Annotated in this window: 22 protein-coding genes and 1 pseudogene; 15 read left to right on the top strand and 8 right to left on the bottom strand. The window is 69.9% G+C overall.

Annotated elements, in window-relative coordinates; all coding sequences use genetic code 11:
- From DQP57_RS23000 to DQP57_RS22990, 3 genes are all read right to left on the bottom strand, one after another.
- The coding region (locus tag DQP57_RS23000) for a GNAT family N-acetyltransferase (protein WP_112634938.1) at positions 1-848 on the bottom strand (848 nt) is incomplete at its 3' end.
- 263 nt (positions 849-1,111) lie between these two features.
- The gene (locus DQP57_RS22995; RefSeq protein ID WP_112634937.1) at positions 1,112-2,068 is read right to left on the bottom strand and encodes an electron transfer flavoprotein subunit alpha/FixB family protein; all 957 of its coding nucleotides are present in this window, start codon (positions 2,066-2,068) and stop codon (positions 1,112-1,114) included.
- 39 nt (positions 2,069-2,107) lie between these two features.
- Positions 2,108-2,899, bottom strand: coding sequence for an electron transfer flavoprotein subunit beta/FixA family protein (locus DQP57_RS22990; protein WP_112634936.1), 792 nt, complete (start codon positions 2,897-2,899; stop codon positions 2,108-2,110).
- A gap of 228 nt (positions 2,900-3,127) precedes the next feature.
- Between DQP57_RS22990 and DQP57_RS22985 the strand changes: the two genes are divergently transcribed.
- From DQP57_RS22985 to DQP57_RS22970, 4 genes are read left to right on the top strand one after another with little or no spacing between them, the layout of a single operon-like run.
- Complete coding sequence (locus DQP57_RS22985) at positions 3,128-3,952, top strand: class I SAM-dependent methyltransferase (protein WP_112634935.1); 825 nt, start codon at positions 3,128-3,130, stop codon at positions 3,950-3,952.
- Positions 3,949-5,529, top strand: coding sequence for a 1,4-alpha-glucan branching protein domain-containing protein (locus tag DQP57_RS22980; RefSeq protein WP_112634934.1), 1,581 nt, complete (start codon positions 3,949-3,951; stop codon positions 5,527-5,529). The genes DQP57_RS22985 and DQP57_RS22980 overlap by 4 nt, the downstream gene beginning before the upstream one ends.
- 13 nt (positions 5,530-5,542) lie before the next feature.
- Positions 5,543-6,787 (top strand): glycosyltransferase family 4 protein, encoded by a 1,245-nt coding sequence (locus DQP57_RS22975; protein WP_112634933.1) that lies wholly within the window; start codon positions 5,543-5,545, stop codon positions 6,785-6,787.
- A 17-nt stretch (positions 6,788-6,804) separates the two neighbouring features.
- Complete coding sequence (locus tag DQP57_RS22970; protein WP_112634932.1) at positions 6,805-8,160, top strand: TIGR01777 family oxidoreductase; 1,356 nt, start codon at positions 6,805-6,807, stop codon at positions 8,158-8,160.
- Between the two features lie 47 nt (positions 8,161-8,207).
- On the opposite strand, the gene DQP57_RS22965 is transcribed toward DQP57_RS22970, so the two are convergent.
- The 3 genes from DQP57_RS22965 to DQP57_RS22955 all read right to left on the bottom strand — a co-directional run bounded on the left by DQP57_RS22965 (position 8,208) and on the right by DQP57_RS22955 (position 10,356).
- Positions 8,208-8,891, bottom strand: a complete 684-nt coding sequence (locus DQP57_RS22965) for a phosphodiesterase (RefSeq protein ID WP_112634931.1) — start codon at positions 8,889-8,891, stop codon at positions 8,208-8,210.
- Positions 8,892-8,948: 57 nt separating this feature from the next.
- Complete coding sequence (locus DQP57_RS22960) at positions 8,949-9,662, bottom strand: hypothetical protein (RefSeq protein WP_112634930.1); 714 nt, start codon at positions 9,660-9,662, stop codon at positions 8,949-8,951.
- 181 nt (positions 9,663-9,843) lie between these two features.
- Complete coding sequence (locus tag DQP57_RS22955) at positions 9,844-10,356, bottom strand: MarR family winged helix-turn-helix transcriptional regulator (RefSeq protein WP_112634929.1); 513 nt, start codon at positions 10,354-10,356, stop codon at positions 9,844-9,846.
- A gap of 288 nt (positions 10,357-10,644) precedes the next feature.
- Here DQP57_RS22955 and DQP57_RS22950 point away from each other — a divergent pair, with 288 nt between their 5' ends.
- Genes DQP57_RS22950 through DQP57_RS22915 form a run of 8 tightly spaced genes read left to right on the top strand, consistent with a single transcriptional unit; the run spans position 10,645 to position 18,135 of the window.
- A complete protein-coding gene (locus tag DQP57_RS22950; protein ID WP_112634928.1) occupies positions 10,645-11,769 on the top strand; it encodes a polyprenyl synthetase family protein in 1,125 nt (374 codons plus the stop codon).
- Positions 11,770-11,797: 28 nt separating this feature from the next.
- Positions 11,798-13,318, top strand: a complete 1,521-nt coding sequence (gene crtI / locus DQP57_RS22945) for a phytoene desaturase family protein (protein WP_112634927.1) — start codon at positions 11,798-11,800, stop codon at positions 13,316-13,318.
- Complete coding sequence (locus DQP57_RS22940; protein WP_112634926.1) at positions 13,315-14,268, top strand: phytoene/squalene synthase family protein; 954 nt, start codon at positions 13,315-13,317, stop codon at positions 14,266-14,268. The genes crtI and DQP57_RS22940 overlap by 4 nt, the downstream gene beginning before the upstream one ends.
- Positions 14,265-14,588, top strand: a complete 324-nt coding sequence (locus DQP57_RS22935) for a lycopene cyclase domain-containing protein (RefSeq protein WP_112634925.1) — start codon at positions 14,265-14,267, stop codon at positions 14,586-14,588. The genes DQP57_RS22940 and DQP57_RS22935 overlap by 4 nt, the downstream gene beginning before the upstream one ends.
- Positions 14,585-14,896, top strand: a complete 312-nt coding sequence (locus tag DQP57_RS22930; RefSeq protein ID WP_112634924.1) for a lycopene cyclase domain-containing protein — start codon at positions 14,585-14,587, stop codon at positions 14,894-14,896. Before DQP57_RS22935 ends, DQP57_RS22930 begins: the two co-directional genes overlap by 4 nt.
- Positions 14,883-15,608 carry a class I SAM-dependent methyltransferase gene (locus tag DQP57_RS22925; protein WP_112634923.1) on the top strand — a complete coding sequence of 242 codons (726 nt, stop codon included), beginning with the start codon at positions 14,883-14,885 and terminating at the stop codon, positions 15,606-15,608. Before DQP57_RS22930 ends, DQP57_RS22925 begins: the two co-directional genes overlap by 14 nt.
- On the top strand, positions 15,605-17,128 hold the full coding sequence (locus DQP57_RS22920; RefSeq protein ID WP_112634922.1) for a hydroxysqualene dehydroxylase: 1,524 nt from the start codon (positions 15,605-15,607) through the stop codon (positions 17,126-17,128). The genes DQP57_RS22925 and DQP57_RS22920 overlap by 4 nt, the downstream gene beginning before the upstream one ends.
- Positions 17,125-18,135 (top strand): DUF5914 domain-containing protein, encoded by a 1,011-nt coding sequence (locus tag DQP57_RS22915; protein ID WP_112634921.1) that lies wholly within the window; start codon positions 17,125-17,127, stop codon positions 18,133-18,135. Before DQP57_RS22920 ends, DQP57_RS22915 begins: the two co-directional genes overlap by 4 nt.
- Here DQP57_RS22915 and DQP57_RS22910 read toward each other — a convergent pair.
- Positions 18,108-18,338 (bottom strand): hypothetical protein, encoded by a 231-nt coding sequence (locus DQP57_RS22910; protein ID WP_112634920.1) that lies wholly within the window; start codon positions 18,336-18,338, stop codon positions 18,108-18,110. The genes DQP57_RS22915 and DQP57_RS22910 overlap by 28 nt on opposite strands.
- A 158-nt stretch (positions 18,339-18,496) precedes the next feature.
- On the opposite strand from DQP57_RS22910, the gene DQP57_RS22905 reads away from it, so the two are divergent.
- Positions 18,497-18,934: a hypothetical protein gene (locus DQP57_RS22905; protein WP_112634919.1), complete on the top strand. Its 438-nt coding sequence runs from the start codon at positions 18,497-18,499 to the stop codon at positions 18,932-18,934.
- Between the two features lie 410 nt (positions 18,935-19,344).
- A complete protein-coding gene (locus DQP57_RS22895; protein WP_112634918.1) occupies positions 19,345-19,929 on the top strand; it encodes a MarR family winged helix-turn-helix transcriptional regulator in 585 nt (194 codons plus the stop codon).
- Positions 19,930-19,967: 38 nt separating this feature from the next.
- Here the strand turns inward: DQP57_RS22895 and fni are convergent, their stop codons facing one another.
- Complete coding sequence (gene fni / locus DQP57_RS22890; protein WP_112634917.1) at positions 19,968-21,014, bottom strand: type 2 isopentenyl-diphosphate Delta-isomerase; 1,047 nt, start codon at positions 21,012-21,014, stop codon at positions 19,968-19,970.
- Positions 21,015-21,158: 144 nt separating this feature from the next.
- Between fni and DQP57_RS22885 the strand changes: the two are divergent.
- Positions 21,159-21,417 (top strand): annotated as a pseudogene (locus DQP57_RS22885) (MMPL family transporter); the annotation flags it as partial.

Raw genomic sequence — 21,417 nt, 5'->3', positions numbered from 1 at the left:
CGCGGGCCGCCGGCCATTTCCGATGCCGCCGACACCGACCGGAGCCGTTTGAGATATCGGGTGTCGGCGTGCGCCTTGTCCAGCAGGACGCAGAAATCGCCGACGCCGAAGTCGGGGTCGTGCGCGGGTTCGCCGCACACCTGGGCACCCAGCCGCAGGTATCCGCGCATCAGCGCCGGAACCGACGGCCGCGCCGGCGGCGCGATGTCGTCGATCCCCGTCCCGTCGACGACGACCGGCCGGTGCGGGTAGACGCGGTATTCCGGCGGCGCGGCGTGGCGGCTCAGGATGAAGTCGCGGGCGCCGCGCAGCTGGCTGCCCGGCGCCTGGCCGTCGTCGTCGCCGCCGCCGATGGGGACCGATACGCAGCCGGTGACGTAGTCGTAGCCGTAGCGGTCCAGGTAGGCCAGGATGCCCGCCCACATCAGCAGCACGACGCCGCCGTTGCGATGCCCGTCGCGCACCACGGCGCGTCCCATCTCCACCAGGGAGGGCCGCAGCGGGTCCAGCGCGCGGATGTCGAACTCGGTGGCGGTGTAGAGGCCCCCGGCCGCAATGGCGCCGGCCGGGGCCAGCATGCGGTAGCAGCCGACCAGCTCGCCGGTGTCGTCGTCGCGGACCAGCAGGTGGTCGCAGAACTCGTCGAACCGGTCGACATCGCGCTCGTCCCGGCCGGCCGGCAGTGCGAACCCGGGCGTGCTGCTGAACACGTCGTACCGGAGTCGCTGCGCCGCCTCGATCATGCCGGGGTCGGTGGACAGCAACAGGGAGTAGCGCGGCGCGGCCGGCGAGCCGGCCCCCGTCCCGCGCGGCGTATCGCTGGGTATGAGGACTGAAGCAATGCTCATGGGACCCAACGTGGCGTAGTCGATGAGCTAGTCGGCATCGCCGCTGTGACGTGTCGGTGCACGTGAGATGACGAACTGTTGCGGCATCGACGCCACCACCGGCCGGCGGAGGTGGTGGCGGGGTTCGCCATCCGCTAGCGCGGGCGCTAGCGGATCCTGCGTTCGGTTCATGGTCTGGAGACGGTGCCGGTGTGGCAGGAGTGGACGGTGGTACGAAAAAGCCCCCGGCACCGCGGTGCCGGGGGCTTTCGAGGCCGACTGACTCAGCCCTTGCGTGCCTTGATCGCCTCGGTCAGCTGCGGGGCCACCTTGAACAGGTCGCCCACCACGCCGTAGTCGGCGATCTCGAAGATGGGCGCCTCTTCGTCCTTGTTGACCGCGATGATGGTCTTGGACGTCTGCATGCCCGCGCGGTGCTGGATGGCACCGGAGATGCCCAGCGCGATGTAGAGCTGCGGCGACACCGTCTTACCGGTCTGGCCCACCTGGAACTGGCCCGGGTAGTAGCCGGAGTCGACCGCAGCGCGCGAGGCACCGACGGCCGCACCCAGCGAGTCGGCCAGCTCCTCGACGACGCTGAAGTTCTCCGCGCTGCCGACACCGCGACCACCGGAGACCACAATGGTGGCCTCGGTCAGTTCCGGGCGGTCGCCGGCGACCGCGGGCTCGCGGGCGGTGATCTTGGTGGCGTTCTCGGCGGGGGCCGGCACCTCGACGGTGACCTGTTCGCCGGCACCGGCCTGCGGCTCGGCGTCGATCGCGCCGGCGCGCACGGTGATCACCGGGGTGTCGCCGTTGGCCTGCGCCTCCACGGTGAACGCGCCACCGAAGATGGAGTAGGTCGCCTTGTTGCCTTCGTGGACGTCGACCACGTCGACCAGCAGGCCGGAGCCGATGCGGGCCGCGAGCCTGCCGGCGATCTCCTTGCCGTCGGCGTTGGCCGACAGGATCACCGCGGCCGGCGAGTTGGACTCGGCGAGCGAGGCCAGCACGTCGACCACCGGGGTGATCAGGTACTTGTCGACGTCGTCGGACTCGGCGACGTAGATCTTGGCGGCGCCGGCCTCCTTGAGACCGTCCACCAGGGGCGCGGCGGTCCCGGGCGCGCCGACCACGACGGCGGCGGGCTCGCCCAGCGCGCGGGCGGCGGTGATCAGTTCGGAGGTGACCTTCTTCAGCGCACCTTCTGTGTGCTCGACGAGCACCAGTACTTCAGCCATGGGTTGTTTGCTCTTTCGTGTGTCCGGAGGTGTCTGGTGCTAGATGATCTTCTGGCCGACCAGGTACTTGGCGATCTCGTTGCCGCCCTCGCCCTCGTCGGTGACCTTCTCGCCCGCGGTCTTCGGCGGCTTGGGCGTCGACGACAGCACGGTCGAACCGGCGTTCTGAAGCCCGACCTCGTCGGCCTCGACCCCGATCTCGGCGAGGGTCAGCACCGTGACCTCTTTCTTCTTGGCGGCCATGATGCCCTTGAAGGAGGGGAAGCGCGGCTCGTTGATCTTCTCGGTGACGCTGACCACCGCGGGCAGCGTGGCCTCGAGGGTGAACACGCCCTCGTCGGTCTCCCTCTCCCCGGTGACCTTGTCCCCCTCGATGGAGAGCTTGCGCACGTGCGTGAGCTGCGGCAGGCCCAGGTACTCGGCGATGACGGCCGGCACGGCGCCGCCGGTCCCGTCGGTGGCCTCATTGCCGGCGATGACCAGCTCGGTGCCCTCGATGGTGCCCAGCGCACGCGCCAGGGCCCAGCCGGTCTGGACCACGTCGGAACCGTGCAGTCCGTCGTCCTTGAGGTGGACGGCCTTGTCGGCGCCCATCGACAGCGCCTTGCGGATGGCCTCGGTGGCGCGCTCGGGACCGGCGGTCAGCACGGTCACCGACCCCTCGCCGCCCTCGCGCTCGCGGATCTGCAGCGCCTCTTCGACCGCGCGCTCGTTGATCTCGTCCAGCACCGCGTCGGCGGCCTCACGGTCCAACGTGAAATCGCCGTCGGAGAGCTTGCGCTCCGACCAGGTGTCTGGGACCTGCTTGATCAGGACCACGATGTTCGTCATGAGTGTGGTTCGTCCTCCTCGAAGGGGGCTCGCAGCAATCGACTACGAAACCTCGGTACGCGTTTTTCGCAACGCACGGCCGTGTTACTACCCGGTAACTTTGTGCGGTATGCATTCACACCATAGCTGGTCGTAGTGCACGTTCTCGCAGCCCGTCCGGCGTCTCACAAGCGGGGGCTCACGTCCCCGGTTCGCGAATCCGACACTTCGCGTTAGCCTGCCTATGCAATGAGCGCACTGGTCCCTGACGTCCCGCAGCACACCCCCGGCGACACCGCGTCGGCGGGCGACGCCGTGATGACGCTGACGGGCGAGCGCACCATCCCTGGTGTGGACATCGAGAACTACTGGTTCCGCCGCCACGAGGTCGTCTACCAGCGGCTTGCCGGGCGCTGCGTGGACGCCGACGTGCTCGAGGCCGGCTGCGGCGAGGGCTACGGCGCCGATCTGATCGCCGGCGTCGCCCGCCGCGTCATCGCCGTGGATTACGACGAGGCCGCGGTGGCCCATGTCCGCGGCCGCTACCCCCGGGTGGACGTCATGCAGGCGAACCTCGCACAGCTGCCGCTGCCCGACTCGTCGGTGGATGTTGTGGTCAACTTCCAGGTGATCGAGCACCTGTGGGACCAAACACAGTTCGTCGTGGAGTGCGCCCGGGTGCTGCGGCCGTCGGGGCTGCTGATGATGTCGACCCCCAACCGGATCACCTTCTCCCCCGGCCGTGACACCCCGATCAACCCCTTCCACACCCGGGAACTCAACGCCGCCGAGCTGACCCAGCTGCTCCTCGACGGCGGGTTCGGCGACGTCTCGGTCAGCGGCCTGTTCCACGGCCCGCGGCTGCGGGAAATGGATGCCCGGCACGGCGGCTCGATCATCGACGCGCAGATCGCCCGCGCGGTCGCCGATGCGCCGTGGCCACCCCAGCTGGCGGCCGACGTCGCCGCGGTCACCGTTGAGGACTTCGACCTGGTCGAGGCCGGCGAGGGCGTCGGCACCGGCCACCACATCGACGACAGCCTCGACCTGATCGCGATCGCGGTAGCGCCGTGAGCACCGCGCAGAACCGGGTGCCCGGCCTCTTCACCCTGGTTTTGCACACTCACCTGCCCTGGCTGGCCCATCACGGCCGCTGGCCGGTCGGCGAGGAATGGCTCTACCAATCCTGGGCGGCGTCCTACCTGCCGCTGATGCGCGTGCTGAACACGTTGGCCGGGGAAGATCGCCGCGGCCTGATCACGCTCGGCGTCACTCCGGTGGTCAACGCGCAGCTCGACGACCCGTACTGCCTCGACGGCATGCATCACTGGCTCGCCAATTGGCAGCTGCGCGCCCTGGAGGCCACCAGCGTGCGTTCCGCCCCCCGGTCGAAGTCGGCCGGCTACCCGTCGTGCACGCCGGAAGCCCTGCGCGCCTTGGGGATTCGTGAATCCGCCGAGGCCGAAGGGGCGCTGCAGGACTTCGCCACCCTGTGGCGGCACGGCGGCAGCCCGCTGCTGCGCGGCCTGCTCGACGCCGGCACGGTGGAGCTGCTCGGCGGCCCGCTGGCGCATCCGTTCCAGCCGCTGCTGGCGCCCCGGCTGCGCGAGTTCGCGCTGCGCGAGGGCCTGGCCGACGCGCAGGCCCGGCTGGCCCGGCGCCCGGGCGGAATCTGGGCGCCCGAATGCGCCTACGCGCCCGGCATGGAGCACGACTACTCGGCCGCGGGCGTCACCCATTTCATGGTCGACGGCCCGTCGCTGCACGGCGACACCGCGCTGGGCCGGCCCGTCGGTGACACCGACGTGGTGGCGTTCGGGCGTGATCTGCAGGTCAGCTATCGGGTGTGGTCACCGAAGTCCGGCTATCCCGGGCACGCCGCCTATCGCGACTTCCACACCTACGACCACCTCACCGGCCTCAAACCGGCCCGGGTGACGGGCCGCAACGTGTCCTCGCAGGACAAGGCGCCCTACGATCCCGAGCGCGCCGACCACGCGGTCGACACGCACGTCGCCGACTTCGTCGAGGTGGTCCGCAACAGGCTGCTCGCGGAGTCCGAGCGCATCGGACGACCCGCCCATGTCGTCGCCGCCTTCGACACCGAGCTGTTCGGCCACTGGTGGTACGAGGGCCCGACGTGGCTGGAGCGGGTGCTGCGGGCCCTGCCCGAGGCGGGGGTTCGGGTGGGCACGCTGTCCGACGCCATCGCCGACGGCTTCGTCGGGAGCCCGGTCGCCCTGCCGCCCAGCTCGTGGGGATCCGGGAAGGACTGGCAGGTGTGGGCCGGCGATCAGGTCGCCGACCTGGTGGCGCTGAACGGCGAAGTGGTCGACATGGCGCTGGGCACCGTCGACAAGGCGCTGTCCCAGACGGCATCGCTGGACGGGCCCATCCCCCGCGACCACGTCGCCGATCAGATCCTGCGCGAAACGCTGCTCACCGTGTCCAGCGACTGGCCGTTCATGGTGAGCAAGGATTCGGCCACCGACTACGCCCGCTACCGCGCCCACCTGCACGCGCACGCCACCCGCGAGATCGCCGACGCGCTGGCGTCGGGCCGGCGCGACACGGCGCAGCGGCTGGCGGAGGGATGGAATCGCGCCGACGGCCTGTTCGGCGCCCTCGACGCCCGCAGGCTGCCCCGATGAGGCGGGCCGCGGCGTGAGAATCCTGATGGTGTCGTGGGAATACCCGCCGGTGGTGATCGGCGGGCTCGGCCGGCACGTGCACCACCTGTCGACCGCCCTGGCCGCCGCGGGTCACGACGTCGTCGTGCTGTCTCGGCGTCCCACCGGAACCGATCCCCGCAGCCATCCGTCGTCGGATCAGATCAGCGAGGGCGTCCGGGTGATCGCGGCCGCCCAGGATCCGCACGAATTCAGCTTCGGCACCGACATGATGGCCTGGACGCTGGCGATGGGCCACTCCATGATCCGCACCGGGCTGCCCCTGACCGAACCGGGCACCAACCGCCCCTGGCGGCCCGACGTCGTGCACGCCCACGACTGGCTGGTGGCCCACCCGGCGATCGCGCTGGCCCAATTCTACGATGCGCCAATGGTTTCCACGATCCACGCGACGGAAGCCGGCCGGCATTCCGGTTGGGTCAGCGGTGCGATCAGCCGTCAGGTGCATGCGGTCGAGTCGTGGCTGGTGCGCGAATCCGACTCGCTGATCACGTGTTCGGCGTCGATGGCCGACGAGATCACCGAACTGTTCGGACCCGGCCTGGCCGAGATCACGGTGATCTGCAACGGCATCGAGACGGCGCGGTGGCCCTTTGCCGCGCGCCGCCCGCGCACCGGGCCGGCCGAACTGCTGTATCTGGGCCGGCTGGAATACGAGAAGGGCGTGCACGACGTCATCGCCGCGCTCCCGCGGATCAGGCGCAGCCACCCCGGCACCACCCTGACCATCGCCGGCGAGGGCACCCAGCAGGCGTGGCTCGTCGAGCAGGCCCGAAAACACCGGGTGCTCAAGGCGATCCGGTTCGTCGGGCACCTCGAACACACCGAGCTGCTGGCCGTCCTGCACCGCGCCGACGCCGCGGTGCTGCCCAGTCACTACGAGCCGTTCGGGATCGTGGCCCTGGAGGCGGCCGCGGCCGGCACTCCCCTGGTGACCTCGGACATCGGCGGCCTGGGCGAGGCGGTGATCAACGGCCAGACCGGTGTCTCGTGCCCGCCTCGCGACGTGGCCCGGCTGGCCGCGGCAGTGCGCACCGTGCTCGACGATCCGCAGGCCGCGCAGCGGCGCGCCCACGCCGCCCGCGAACGGCTCACGTCGGATTTCGACTGGCACACGGTGGCCGAGAAGACGGCGCAGGTGTACCTGTCGGCCAAGCGTGGGGTGCGCCAGCCGCACGCCCGGCTGCCCATCGTCGAGCACGCCCTGCCGGACCGGTAGGCGCTAACGTTTCAGGCATGGGGCTGGAGTATTCGAGCGTCGTGGACGCCGGAATCACCGACGTCTTCGACTGGTATGCCAGGCCCGGGGCGTTCGCCCGGCTCTCGCCGCCGTGGCAGCCGATGCGCCTGGTCACCGAGGCCGCCTCGCTCGAAGACGGGCGCGCGACGCTGGCGCTGCCCGGCGGCCTGCGCTGGGTCGCCGTCCATCAGCCGGACGGCTACGACCCGCCGCGCCGGTTCGTCGACACCATCGGCGGCGACGGCCTGGCGACCCTCCCGGCGCGAATCGCCGTGCGCTGGCGTCACATTCATGAGTTCGAGGACCTCGGCGGCAACCGCACCAGGGTGATCGACCGGGTCGAGACGCCGGTGCCCGGGTCGCTGTTGCGGCCCATGTTCGACTACCGGCACCGGCAGTTGGCCGACGACATGGCCGCGCACCGGTTGGCCGCCGAGAACGGGCTGCGGCCGATGACGATCGCGGTCACCGGCTCGTCGGGACTGGTCGGTTCGGCGTTGACCGCCTTCCTGCGCACCGGCGGGCATCGGGTGGTCCAGCTGGTCCGGCGTGCCGCGCGCGGCGACGACGAGCGGCGCTGGAACCCCGACGATCCCCACCCGGGGCTGTTCGACGGTGTCGACGCGGTGATCCACCTGGCGGGAGCATCCATCGCCGGCCGGTTCACCGACAAACACCGGAACGCCATCCGGGACAGCAGGATTGAGCCGACCCGGCGGCTGGCCGAACTGCTGAGCCGCAGCGCGCCGCGCCCCGCCACACTGATCTCGGCGTCGGCGATCGGCTACTACGGGTACGACCGTGGCGATGAAACGCTCACCGAGGACAGCGATCGGGGCGACGGGTTTCTGGCGGACGTGGTGACCGACTGGGAGGCGGCGACCGCGCCGGCGCAGCAGGCCGGGGTGCGGGTGGTGCGGGTGCGCACCGGCATCGTGCAATCGCCCGCCGGTGGCACCCTGAGGCTGATGCGCCCGCTGTTCGGCGCCGGGCTGGGCGGCCGGCTGGGTGACGGTCGCCAGTGGCTGTCCTGGATCGGCATCGACGACCTGGTGGACGTCTACCACCGCGCGCTCTGGGACGCCACGTTGTCGGGCCCGGTGAATGCCGTTGCGCCACAACCGGTCCGCAACCGCGAATACACCGCCACCCTGGCGTCGGTGCTGCACCGGCGGGCGGTGGTGCCGGTGCCATCGCTGGGTCCGCGGCTGCTGCTGGGCGGGCAGGGCGCCCGCGAACTGGCGACCGCGAGCCAGCGGGTGGCTCCGGCCAAGCTGGCCGCCGCGGGGCACCGGTTCCGCCGGCCCGACCTCGAGGGGGCGCTACGCCACCTGTTGGGCCGCACCGGTTGACGACGCTCTGATCCGCGTGGACACCGGCCACCTCCCTGGAAGGGCGGCTACTCGTCGGCGTCTCTGCCGTCGCGGCTGTGCTGATAGGCGCGGGCGCGCAGATCCGCCAACCACCTGGGGTGCAGGCTCAGCCCGGGCGCCGTGTTGAGGACGGGGTCGAACGACACGTCGTGGTCGCGCTCGGGATCGATCGCGGTGGTCAGGGTCAGGCGGGCCAAGGGTGTGAAAGCGCCTCTGCCGCAGGCCTGGTCGAGCGCCACCTCGATGTTGCTGCGCTCGAGCTTCGCCCGGACGCTGTCCAGCGACAGTCCCGTGCCGCCGATCTCGCTGGAGGTTCGGGCTCGCAGCCACCAGTTGTTGTCCTGATAGTGCAGCGGCATCAGTGTGGTCAGCGTTTGACCGTTCCACGACGTGACCGGCCGCAGCGCCAGCGCGCGCGACAGCACGCCCGACCCCGAGGAGACCAGCAGGATGTCCCACGGCTTGTCCGAGGGCTCCGGTGGGGGCAGCCGGAAGGCCAGCCCGATGAAGTCGGGCAGCGCCCCTGGCGTGCCGGTGGCTTTCGACACGCGCGCAACAATCTGCGACGAGGCGACCGGCAGGCCCTGATTCGCGGGGGCGACGCGCTCGATGAAGCCCTCCGCCAGCACTCCGGTCGGGTGGAAGAAGCGCTTACCCCGGATCGCCGAGCCCCACTGGAAGGGCAACGCCGCAAGTTCGAAAACGTTCACCGGCGGCGGATTCCCATTCCGCGGCCGGGGAAACGGGACGAGCGATTCGGGTGTCGACTAGATCATTCGCAGAACGGGCAACGGTTGTTGTTGCGGAGCGGGACTGTAGGTGTGGCTGTCGATGTAGACCTGCGCCATGACCGCCTGCCAGGACTCGATCTGGGGCGAGGATTTCCAGGTGCCCTCGATCAATCCCACGATCACGGCGTTGTTGTCGTCGGTGAGCGCGTAGACCGGACCGCCGAAGTCCCGGCTGCCGAACCCCATGTCGGTCATGGCGAAACGGCCATTACCCACCGAGCTGACCGAACCGCATCGTTGGCCGGCCGCGCTGCGCAGCTGACACACCGGCATGCCCGGTTGCGCGCGCAGGCCGGGGGTGGACGTCAGACGGCGCCCCGTCGGCAGCACATTGCTGACCGTCGCGTCCGGCGCGATCGCGATGACTTCGTATTCCACGGGCAGCATCGAGGTGTCCGCTCCTGACTCGGCCTCCACCTGGCGGCGCCCGAGCACCACCGAGCCGATCGGCTTGCGGTCCCGGTCGGTGACCATCGACGTCCCGCCGTCGCACTGGCCACTGGTCACGGCGACGCGTAGCCGCGGCTCAACCAGTCCGACCAGGCAGACCGTGTTACCTTGGCGGATCTCCATTCCGGGGAACACCGTGCTGCCCGGGTCGGCGCCCGCCTGAGCCGGTGCAAAGATGAGCGACGCCGCGGACGCGGTGGTGATCGCTAGCCGGTACCACCGGCTGCCGAGTTCTTCCATTGGGACGCATCACCCCTCACGTCCACCATGGGGCCTATCGCGTTGACTACTTGACACGCGTATACCCGTCGTTCCCGCGGTCAAACCACGCGGGGACCAGCCGAGAAGCGAACACGTGCCAGCGGACAAAGGCCAGGAAACGAATGCTCCACCTCGGCCCTCCGGCAACCCGTTGCAGTGATCATGGTTTCGGCTCGCCGCCCAGTTCGTCGCCGAAGCGCCGCAACGCATCGATCAGCGCGCGAAGCACTCGGTGGGCGGCGCTGAGGTCCCCATCGGGTAGGTCGCTGAGCGCGACCTGGGTATGGGTGCCCAGCGGGCTGAAGAACGATCGTGCGGTGGCCACGCCGGATTCGTCGTTGCGCAGCACCACCTTTCGGCGGTCGCCGGGATGATTGTCCCGACGGATGTGACCCCCGTCGATGAGCCGGTCCACCAAGTAGGTGATCGCGGATCCCGACAACCCCATCCGGTGGCTGAGGTCGCCGGAGGTCATCGGCCGCCCCCCGTTTTCGGCCGCCATGATATGGAGGAGGGCGCGAAAATCGTTGACTCGCAAGCTATGTGTCGGCGCGAACAGACGGCCGATCTGATCGGACTCGGTTGACAGTTCCCGCAGATCGGCCGAGATCAGCGACTCCAGCTCGTCGCGGCCGCAGCGCTGGGCATCAGCGTCCATAACTCTGTGCAGCATATCCCCGATCGGCCGTCCATTTCAGTTACTTAATGGTTAAGCGAGAAGCTGCGACGACGGGCCGGATGGGGCACGCCGGCGTCCCGCCCGGGTGGCGCATCGCGCTGATGTTCATTAAATTAATGTTTAAGTTACTGAACAAGGTGGTATCTGGGTAGCGGGCGACGCGGGACGCGTCTGACGGTCGGCGCTGTGGTTTTGCCCGCCTCATCGGCGGGTATGACGCGTGTGTTTAGACCGCTCAGGCCTGGGCATGCCAAGCCGTCCAGGAGGGAGCGCTTGCGCACAATGAGGGCTTTGTCGTTTTCACCGGCCACGGCGTCGCCGCCGGTGGCGATCGGTTGGTGCAACGCCGACGACTTCGAAGCATGGCGGTCGAACGTACGGCGGATGGTGTTGGGCGACGTCGCCGACTTCGTCGCCGCGCGACGCGTCGGCGAACTGGACGAGGCGCGCGTCGACGCCGCCGGCGACATTCTGGTGCAGTTCGTCTCCGGCGGAAAATGCCTGCGGTCCACCTTCGCCTACCTGGGTTGGCTGTGCGGCGCGCCGCCCGACGACGCCGCCCGGCGTGCCGCGGCCAGTTTCGAACTGCTGCACGCCTTTGCGTTGCTGCAAGACGACGTCATGGACGGTTCCGCCGAACGGCGCGGCCGCCCCTCGGCGCACCGGCAATTCGGCCAATGGCACCGCGAGCGCGGATTGTCCGGCTCCTCGCAGCGATTCGGCGAATCGGCCGCCATTCTGCTCGGCGACCTCTGCCTCATCTGGGCCGAACAGATGCTGCGCGACAGCGGCGTCGAACCCCTGCGCCTGCAACGCGCGTGGCCCCGCTACGACGCCATGCGCACCGAGCTCGCCGTCGGGCAATTCGCCGACTTGACCAACGATGCACGACGGATGCCCGCGCTGGACGTCGTGCTCGACGTGGCACGGCGTAAGTCGGGCAACTACACCGTGCGCCGGCCGCTGGAAATCGGGGCGGCGATGGGCGGCTGCGACGATCGGACGCTGTCCCAGCTGGGCCGCTACGGCGCCGCTGTCGGCGAGGCATTCCAGCTCCGCGACGACGTGCTCGGCGTCTTCGGTTCGCCGGCCGTCACGGGCAAGCCCTGCGCGGGCGATCTGCTCGAGCGCAAGGCGACCAGCGTCGTGGCGGCCGCCCACCAGCTGGCCGATGCGCCGGCCCGGCGTGAACTCCACGAGCTCGCGAATCGTGCAACCCTCGACGACACCGCGATCGAGAGGTGGAAAGCGCTCATCGTCGAGACGGGCGCCGTGCAGCTGATCGAGGGGATGATCGGCGACCGCGTCGCATCCGCGTGCGACCACCTCGCCGACCTGCCGATCGACGGGCCAGTTCGCACCGCGCTGGCCGAGATGGCTGCCGTCTGCACGGATCGCGCCGAATGACCAGCACCGACCGGGGAGCCTGTTGATCATGCGGACCATCGAAGGGCGCGGGGATCACGTGGTGGTGGTCGGCGCCGGACTGGCCGGCCTCGCCGCGGCGTTGCACCTGGCCGGCCGGGGCCGCGCGGTCACGGTGGTCGAGCGCGAGCCGTGGCCCGGCGGCCGGGCCGGACGCCTCGACATCGGCGGCTACCGCATCGACACCGGCCCGACGGTGCTTACCATGCCGGACATCATCGACGAGACGTTCGCAGCGGTCGGCGAAAAGCTATGCGACCGGATGGAGCTGCTCACCGTCGACCCGGCCTATCGCGCCGTGTTCGCCGACGGCAGCGCGCTGGACGTGCACAGCGACGCGGACCGGATGGCCGACGCCGTCGCGGAGTTCGCTGGCTTCGGGCAGGCAGCGGGCTACCGACGGCTTCGACAGTGGCTGACGCGGTTGTACCGCACCGAGTTCGACGGGTTCATCGCCGCGAACTTCGACTCGCCGCTGTCGCTGCTCACGCCGCAGCTGGCGCGGCTGACCGCGATCGGCGGCTTCCGCAAATGGGACCGGATGGTCAAGCGCTACATCAGCGACCCGCGGCTGCAGCGGATCTTCACCTTCCAGTCGTTGTACGCCGGCGTGGCGCCGCGCGACGCCCTGGCGGTCTACGCGGTGATCGCCTACATGGACACCATCTCGGGCGTGGTGTTTCCGCGTGGCGGGGTACGGGCGCTGCCCGACGCGCTGGCCGCGGCCGCCGCCGCCGCCGGTGTCGAATTCCGTTACAACACAACAGTTACCGCGCTCGAGCGGTCCGGCGGCAGGGTCGGCGCCGTGGTGACCGAGCAATCCGGACGCATCGCCTGCGACGCGGTGGTGTTGACGACCGAACTGCCGCAGACCTACGCGATGCTGGGCCGCGCGCCGCGCCGAGCGGTGCGGCTGCACCCCTCGCCGTCGGCCGTCGTGGCGCACCTGGGTTGTCCGGCCGTCGAATCCCCGACCGCCCACCACACCATCCTGTTCGGCGAGGCATGGAATCAGACGTTCACCGACATCGTCGATGACGGACAACTCATGCGGGATCCGTCGTTGCTGGTGACCCGGCCGACGGCCAGCGACCCCACCCTGGCGCCGCACGGGCGCGATCTGCTCTACGTGCTCGCCCCCGCGCCGAACCTGGATCGCGGCACCATCGATTGGGCCGGCGCCGGTGGCCCCTATGTCGAGGACATGATCGCGCTCGTCGCCGACCGGCTGCTGCCCGGTTTGGCGCACGACGCAACGGTTTTGGGTGTCGTCACGCCCGCCGACTGGGCGCGTCAGGGCATGGCCGCCGGCAGTCCGTTCGCGCTCGCCCACACGTTCGGCCAGACGGGTCCGTTTCGCCCCGGCAACATGGTGCGCGGCATCGACAACGCGGTGCTCGCCGGGTCCTCCACGGTGCCCGGGGTCGGCGTGCCGACCACGCTGATTTCCGGGCGGCTCGCCGCCGACCGCATCACCGGCGTCGCCGCGCGGGCGACGACGCGCTTCGACATGAAAGCGAGGCTGCCGTGATGCGCAGCGAGCTGACCGCGGCCGGGATCGACGATCCCCGGCTGCGCGACGGGTATCGCCGGTGCCGGGAACTCAATGCCGCGCATGGCCGCACGTTCTTTTTGGCCACCCGGCTGCTCGCACCCGACCAGCGACCACCGGTGCACGCGCTGTACGGCTTCGCCCGCTACGCCGACGACATCCTCGACGATCTCGACCCGAGCGTCGGCGCCGACGTCCGCGGCCGCAGGCTTCAGCAGCTGTCGGAGCGGTTCTTTTCCGGCGACGCTCATCTGGACGACCCGCTCGTGGCCGCCGTGACACACACGGTGCGGCGTTATCGGATCAGCGCGGATCTGTTCGAGGACTTCTTGGCGTCGATGCGGATGGATCTCACGGTCACCGACTATCCGGACCGCAAGGCCCTCAACCGCTATATGCGCGGCTCCGCGGAAGCCATTGGCCTGCAAGTGCTTCCGATATTGGGAACGGTGACGCCGGTGCACGAGGCGGAGCCGTACGCCGCGGCGCTGGGCCGGGCGTTCCAGCTCACCAACTTCCTGCGTGATGTCGACGAGGACCTGCAGCGCGGCCGGGTTTACCTGCCGGCCGACGAACTGGCCGCCGACGGGGTCGACCGGGAGCTGTTGATGTGGTGTCACACGCACCGCCGCACCGACCCGCGGGTGCGCCGGGCCCTGGTCGCCCAGCACGAAATCGCCCGGCAGACCTACCGATTCGCCGCCGACGGGATCGCCACGCTGGCCCGCCGCTCACGACCGTGCGTCGCGACCGCGGCGGCGCTGTACTCGGAGATCCTGGACTGCATCGAAAGAAGCGACTTCGCGGTGTTCGATCGCCGGGCCACCGTCGGCACCGCGCGACGGCTCCGGGTCGCCGGCGCCGGACTGATACGGTCGTGGCGGGCGCGGAACGACGCGCGGGGCGTTCGTCAATCGGGGGCCGCATGAGCGATCGGTGGCAATACCTGGCGGTGCTGGCCGCCTGCCTGGTGATCACCGCGCCGCTGGAAATCTTCGGCCCCGGCGTCTACCGCCAGTGGCGACGTGTCGTCAAGGCGGTCGTGCCGGTGGCCGCGGTGTTCTTGCTCTGGGATGAGATCGCCGTCGCCGCGCACATCTGGACGTACGACCGCGCCTACCTGTGCGGCCTGGGCATCCCGTTCCGGGTCCCGATCGAAGAGGTGCTGTTCTTCCTCGTCATCCCGATCTGCGCGTTGCTGACCTACAACGCCGTGACCACCATCCTGGCGAAGGTGCGCCGCCGGTGACGGGCATCGGTTACACGCTGCCGGCCGCGCTGGCGGTATTGCTGGTCTGCGCACTGGAATTGGCGGTATTGCGGACCGGGCTCTTCCGGCGTCCGGCGTACTGGCTGTCGATGGTGATCGTGCTGGGCTTCCAGATCCCGGTGGACGGCTGGCTAACCAAACTCAGCTCCCCCATCGTCATCTATGACGATCGGCAGCTGAGCGGCGTGCGCTTCCCGTTCGACATCCCGGTCGAAGACTTTCTGTTCGGCTTCGCGTTGGTCACCGCGGTGCTGCTGTTGTGGGAGCGGCAACGTGCGCCTCGGTGATGCGGGCACCGCGCCCGGCGACTTGACGGCCGCGTTCGACGCGGGCGCGCCGGCCTACGACCGGCTGGTCGGCGCCAGCCCCGGTTACCACGCGCAGCTGATGCTGTCGGCGCGCCGGATGCGAATCCCGGCCCGCGGCAAGGGGTTACGGTTGCTCGATGCCGGCTGCGGCACTGGTGCTTCGACGGCCGCGCTGCTCGCCGTCGCCCCGGAGGCCGACATCGTCGCCGTGGACGCGTCGCGCGGCATGCTGGACGCGGCGCACGCCAAGCAGTGGCCCGCCTCGGTGCGCTTCGTGCACACCGCGGTCGAACAGCTGGCCGAGCACGGGATCACCGGACCGTTCGACGGCATCCTGGCGGCCTACCTGATCCGCAACGTCGCCGACCGCGATGCACAGTTGCGCAGGTTCCGCACGCTGTTGCGCCCGGGCGGCACCCTGGCGGTGCACGAGTATTCGGTGCGCGACTCCCCCGCGGCCACCCGCATCTGGCACGCCGTGTGTTGGGGCATCATCATTCCCGCCGGATGGTGGCGCACCCGCGACGCCGGACTGTATCGCTATCTGTGGCGCAGCGTGCTGGAGTTCGACGGCGCCGAGCGGTTCCGGACCCGCCTGGCCGACGCCGGCTTCACCGCGGTGCACAGCGAGACGATGCCCGGCTGGGAAGCCAACATCGTGCACACCTTCTTAGCGGATGCGCCGCGATGACCGCCGATCGGCGGCGCCGAACATTCGCCGCCCCAACGGGATTGGCGGACGCCGGCGCGCTGCCCGCACGCCCGCGGGTGGCGGTCGTCGGCGGCGGGATCGCCGGGCTGACGGCGGCCACCGGCCTGGCCGAGCGCGGCGTCGCCGTCGAGGTCATCGAAAGCGAGGACTACCTCGGCGGCCGGGTGGGGGGCTGGACCGAGCGCGACGGCGGCGCCGAGCTCGCGATGAACCGCGGCTTTCACGCGTTCTTCCGGCAGTATTACAACCTGCGCGCCCTGCTGAGCCGCATCGACCCGCAATTGCGGATGCTCACTCCCGTGCAGGATTACCCGCTGATCGACGGCGCCGGCCGGCGCGACAGCTTCCGCGGGCTGCCGCGCACGCCGCCGTGGAACGCCGTCGTCTTCGCGGCGCGCAGCCCGACGTTCCGGCTTCGTGACTTCACCCGCATCGACGCGCGCGCGGCCGCGCCCCTGGCGGCCGTATCGGTGCCCGGAACCTACCAGCGCCTGGACCACACCGACGCCGCGACTTTTCTCTCCGACATCCGATTCCCCGAGGCCGCACGGCATCTGGCGTTCGAGGTGTTCTCCCGCAGCTTCTTCGCCGACCCCGCCGAGCTGTCCGCGGCCGAGTTGGCGACCATGTTCCACATCTACTTCCTGGGCTCCTCCGAAGGCCTGATCTTCGACGTGCCGTCGGCGAACTACGACAGCGCGCTGTGGCGGCCGCTGCGCGACTACCTCGAGCGGCGGGGCGTGCGATTCAGGCTCGCCACCAAAGTCCTGCGCATCGACGCCGACCCGGCGAAGCCTTTCCGGCTGCACACCGATTCCGACGACCGCGACGAGGTCGACGCCGTCGTATTGGCCACCGACACCACGGGCCTGCAGCGGATCGTCGCGGCGTCGAACGACCTGGGCACCGAGGCCTGGCGCACCCAGATCTCGCGGCAGCGCACCGCTCCGCCGTTCGCCGTGCACCGGTTGTGGCTCGACCGCCCGGTCGCACCGCACCGGCCGGCGTTCCTGGGCACCGCGGGCCACGAACCGCTCGACAACATCAGCGTGCTGGAGCGCTACGAACGCGAAGCACGCGACTGGGCCGGCGCGCATCACGGCTCCGTCGTCGAGTTGCACTCCTACGCACTGGATTCCGCGCCCTCCCGCGCCGCCTCCCTACGACAGCTGCACAGGGTGTATCCGGAAACCGCTGCGGCACAGATCGTGCACGAGAAATTGCTGCATCGCAGCGACTGTCCGCTGTTTGCGCCGGGCTCCTATCCCTTCCGTCCCCCGGTGCGCACCCCCACCCCGGGCGTGGTGCTGGCCGGCGACGCCATCCGCATCGACTTGCCGGTGGCGCTCATGGAGCGCGCGGCCACCACCGGCTGGTGCGCCGCGAACCAACTCCTGCAACGATGGGGTTTAGCCGGACATCCGTTGGCCACGGTACCCACCCAAGGCCGGTCACCGCTGCTTCGATGGCTTGCCGCCCGCGAAAGATCCACCACATGAAGCTCGGAGCACAGCTACAGCAGCGACTGTCCGCCGCCCGGGCCAAAGGGTGGCCACTGCAGGTGATCCCGCGCGGGTCATGGGCCGATCAGCGCCCGACCTACCGCGACGCACAACCCGCCATCATCGAGGGCGCACTGCGCCGCTCGCAGCGCAGACCCACCGGCAACTGGTATGCCTTCGCCGCCAGCCGACAGGTGCCCGCCGGGCGCCCCTACGGCACCCGCGTCGCCGGTGTCGAGGTGGTGGCCTGGCGCGACGAACGCGGGCGGTTGTGCGTGGGGCCGCGCAGTTGCCCCCATTTGGGCGCCGACCTCGCCACCGGCGCCGTGCACCGGGGCGCGCTGATCTGCCGCTGGCACGGGCTGAGGCTGGACGGACAGGCTGGCGAATTCGGGTGGAGCCCGTTGCCCAGTCACGACGACGGCGTGTTGGCGTGGGTGCGCCTGGACGCGGTGGGCAAGGAGGACCCGCTGGACCGGCCGGTGATCGCGCAACGGCCCACCGGTGACACCCTGAGCGCGGTCGCCCGCGTGGTGGGCGTCTGCGAACCGGCCGACGTCATCGCCAACCGGCTCGATCCCTGGCATGGCGCGTGGTTTCACCCCTACTCGTTCACCCGGCTCGACGTGCTCACCACGCCCACCGAAGAGGCGGACCGATTCCTGGTGGCGGTGACCTTCCGGATGGGACGCGTCGGCGTGCCCGTCATCGCGGAGTTCACCTGCCCGGAGGCACGCACCATCGTCATGCGCATCGTGGACGGCGAGGGGACGGGCAGCGTCGTCGAAACCCATGCGACCCCACTGGGTTCGAACCCCGACGGTCGGCCGCGCACCGCGGTCCTGGAGGCCACCATCGCGCATTCGGACCGGCCCGGCTTCGCGCGCGCCGCTCGGGCGGCGCCGCTGATCACCCCGCTCATGCGATACGCGGCGACCAAGCTCTGGCGCGACGACCTCGCCTATGCCGAGCGTCGCTACCAGGTTCGCGCCGGACTCGGCTGATCCAGCCCGGCGTCGGGCGAGGGGTCGGGCCGGTGGCCGGCCGATCGCCGGCGCAGCACCCACACCGTGCCCGCCAGCAGGGCCGCCGCCACCGCGAGCGCGGTGGGCCACATGGCCAACTGCGCAAGCCACAAACGCCGTTGCAGGCGCAGCACTTTGCGCTCGGCGCGTCCCAGCCGTCGTGACGTCTCGATCACAGTCATCGCCACATCAGATACCCGGAGCGAACCCGTTCAAACCGCCGCGCCCGGCGGCGAGGCGGTTACGCCAATCCCTTAACCATTCAGAAGATGAATCACCGAATCCGACGGTTCGGGCTCACGCGCGCCGGGAATGCTCTGGCCAACCCGGGGAGGAAACCATGGACGACGCGGCCAGTGGCGAGATCGACGGCGTGGCGCAGGCGGTGGGAAAGGTGACCGAGGCGCTGGAAACCATCGAACGTGCCCGCGGGCATTTGTATTCCTTCCATCAGCTCACCGGACGGGCCGACCTGCAGCTGGACGAGGCGGTGGCGCGGTTGCGCGACACCGGCCACGCCGACCTGGCCCAACAGATCAGCACCGAGCTGATCGGGCGCAACGTCCTGCCGGGCCGGTGGAGTTTTCAGGTCGTGGAGGACTACGACGACGGCTACTACCGGTGCTTCACACAGCTCGAACAGCTGGTGCGAAACAGGCTCGCCGACGGGCGCCGCCACGTCTACGAGATGGCCCTGAAAGAGCGCCGCCGCACCGCCGGACACCCGGCCCACACCGCCTCCCCCGGTGACGAATCGCCGACAGGCGAATCGGTATGAGCGACAACGAATTCCACACGGGCGACCACAAGACGGGCGCCGACGCGGTGCACAAGCCCGAAGCGCTGCGCCGCGCAACATGATGCGCGACAACGGCATCGAGGATTGACCGCGCCCTCACCGATGCCGACTGTGCGCACAGGCGAAAGGTTGTCAGTCACGCCTAGCGCCACCTGGCGCAACGCCCGCAGGGCGACCGCGACGAAAGCCCGTGGCGGTACTCGGTGATGCACTGGGGCCATGACCCCGCGAAGTCCTGAGCCGGGCCGCGCGGCGCGGCTGAGCCACCGTGCCGGCGATCCACCGGGGGTGCCGTAGGCTGATGGCGCCAGAAACGCCCGGGCGTTTCGCCCGCCGCGGATAGCGGTCACCGATACGCTGGCTGGCGTACGCAAAAAGGATGCGGGTAAGTGACCAAGCGCGGCGCCGCTGACCGGCGACCAGACCGAGCCGAACTCGAGAAATTGATGTCGGCCGATATGCGCGCGATCACGGCGCAGTCCGACCGCATCGGCCGGCACTTCGCCCGGCAAAACGATGTCAGCGGCACGGATTTTCACGCGTTGCTGCACATCATGGTCGCCGAAACCGCCGGCGAGCCGTTGACGGCGGCCCAGTTGCGCCGCCGCATGGACGTCTCGCCGGCCGCGATCACCTACCTGGTCGACCGCATGATCGACGCGGGCCACCTCCGGCGCGAACCCGATCCCCAGGACCGCCGCAAAACCCTGCTCCGCTACGAGAAACCGGGCATGGCGCTCGCCCGGTCGTTCTTCACTCCCCTTGGCGCCGAGCTACATACGGCCCTGGCCGACCTCCCCGATCGCGACCTGGCGGCGGCCCATCGGGTGTTCACCGCGATGATCGAGGCGATGGCCAGCTTCGAATCACGGCTGGCCGCACCGAGTCCCAAGACGCCCGCGGCTACCGAACCCAAGCGCGCGACGGTCAAAGGCCGTCGCACCCCGGCACGACGGGGCGCCGCGCCCGATTAGCGAACCGTACGCCACGATGACGGCCACGTCCCGCGGACCTAGCCCGCGCCGACGAGGTCGACATCGCGCAGGTCCGCCAGGTTCGCCGCGCCACAGCCGTGCAGGCAGATGCGCAGCTCGTCAATGAACGGCTGTAGCCAATCGACCACGGCGGCAGTCGATTCGATGGCCGCCGGCAGCAACGGACGCGCCAGAGCCACGACATCGGCACCCAGTGCGATCGCCTTGGCCGCGTCCATACCGGTACGGATGCCCCCGGAGGCCACCAACGGGATCGCCGGCAGCACCGCACGCACCTCCACGATGGCGCGGGCGGTCGGGATACCCCAGTCGGCCAGATGCGGATAGCGCAGTTCGCCGTACCGCACGAACTGCTCGACCCGCGACCACGATGTGCCGCCCGCACCCGCGACGTCGATTCCGGCCACCGGCACTTCGCCGTCGCTGCCGACCAGCTCCGCGGCCGCCGCACCACCGATGCCGTGCCCGACCTCCTTGAGCAGCACCGGACAGTCGACGGTGTCGGCGGCATCGCGCAACCTGCTCAGCGACCCGGAGAAGTCGGTGTCGCCGTTGTGCTGCATCGCCTCCTGGAGCGGATTGGTATGCACGGCAAGCGCATCCGCGCCCACCCGGTCGAGGGCCTTCGCCAGGTCCGGCACCGCCGCTTTCGTCAGTTGGGCCAAACCGATGTTGCCGAACAGCAAGACATCCGGCGCGACATCGCGCACCGTGAAGCTGTCCGCCGCGCGCTGCCCCAGCGCGCTGTCCAACATGATGCGCTGCGAGCCCAGCATCATGCCCAGACCGAGCTGTTGCGCCGCCGCGGCCAGATTGCGGTTGATCGTCCCGGACAGCTCGGCGCCCCCCGTCATCGCGCCGATGAGTATCGGCGACCGCAGGCGGGCACCGAAAAATTCGGTGGACAAATCGATGTCGCCCAGATTCGTCTGGGTCAGCGCGTTGTACGGCAGTCCATAGCGGTCCAGGCCGGTGGTGACGCCGTCATAGCCCACCGGCTCGCTCAGACAGACATCGATGTGCCGCCGCTTGCGGGTGGTCATCTCGCCGCGGTCAGCGGTCATCGCAGGCACCCCCGTGCGTCCGCCACTGCCCGGGCTCCGCGTCCATAATGTCCATAGTGCCCCTCCTGCGTACCGCCGGCGTCGTCGCGCGGTGATACGTCATTTCAGTTGATTAATGTTTAACAAACTGAAAGGGTTGTAAACGTGGTGTGGGATTCCGTGGCCGCCGCGGTGACGGGGCGGCGCTCGTGGCTGCTCGCGCTGGCCGCGGCCGCGCTGGGTGCCGCCTTGATGGTGCTCATCGGTGGTAACGCCGCCGCGGGCCAATCCCCACAATCCGTTCCCGTCGACGCGCAATCCGCTCAAGTCGACGCGCTGGCCAGGCAATTCCCCGGGGGTGACAAGGCCCCGGTGATCGTGGTGATCAGCCGCACCGATGGAGGGGCCCTGGTTGCGTCCGATC

Origin of the sequence: Mycobacterium colombiense, from assembly GCF_003284935.1 — a bacterium.
GTDB lineage: Bacteria > Actinomycetota > Actinomycetes > Mycobacteriales > Mycobacteriaceae > Mycobacterium > Mycobacterium arosiense_A.
This window is presented reverse-complemented; position numbering and strand designations above follow the sequence as displayed.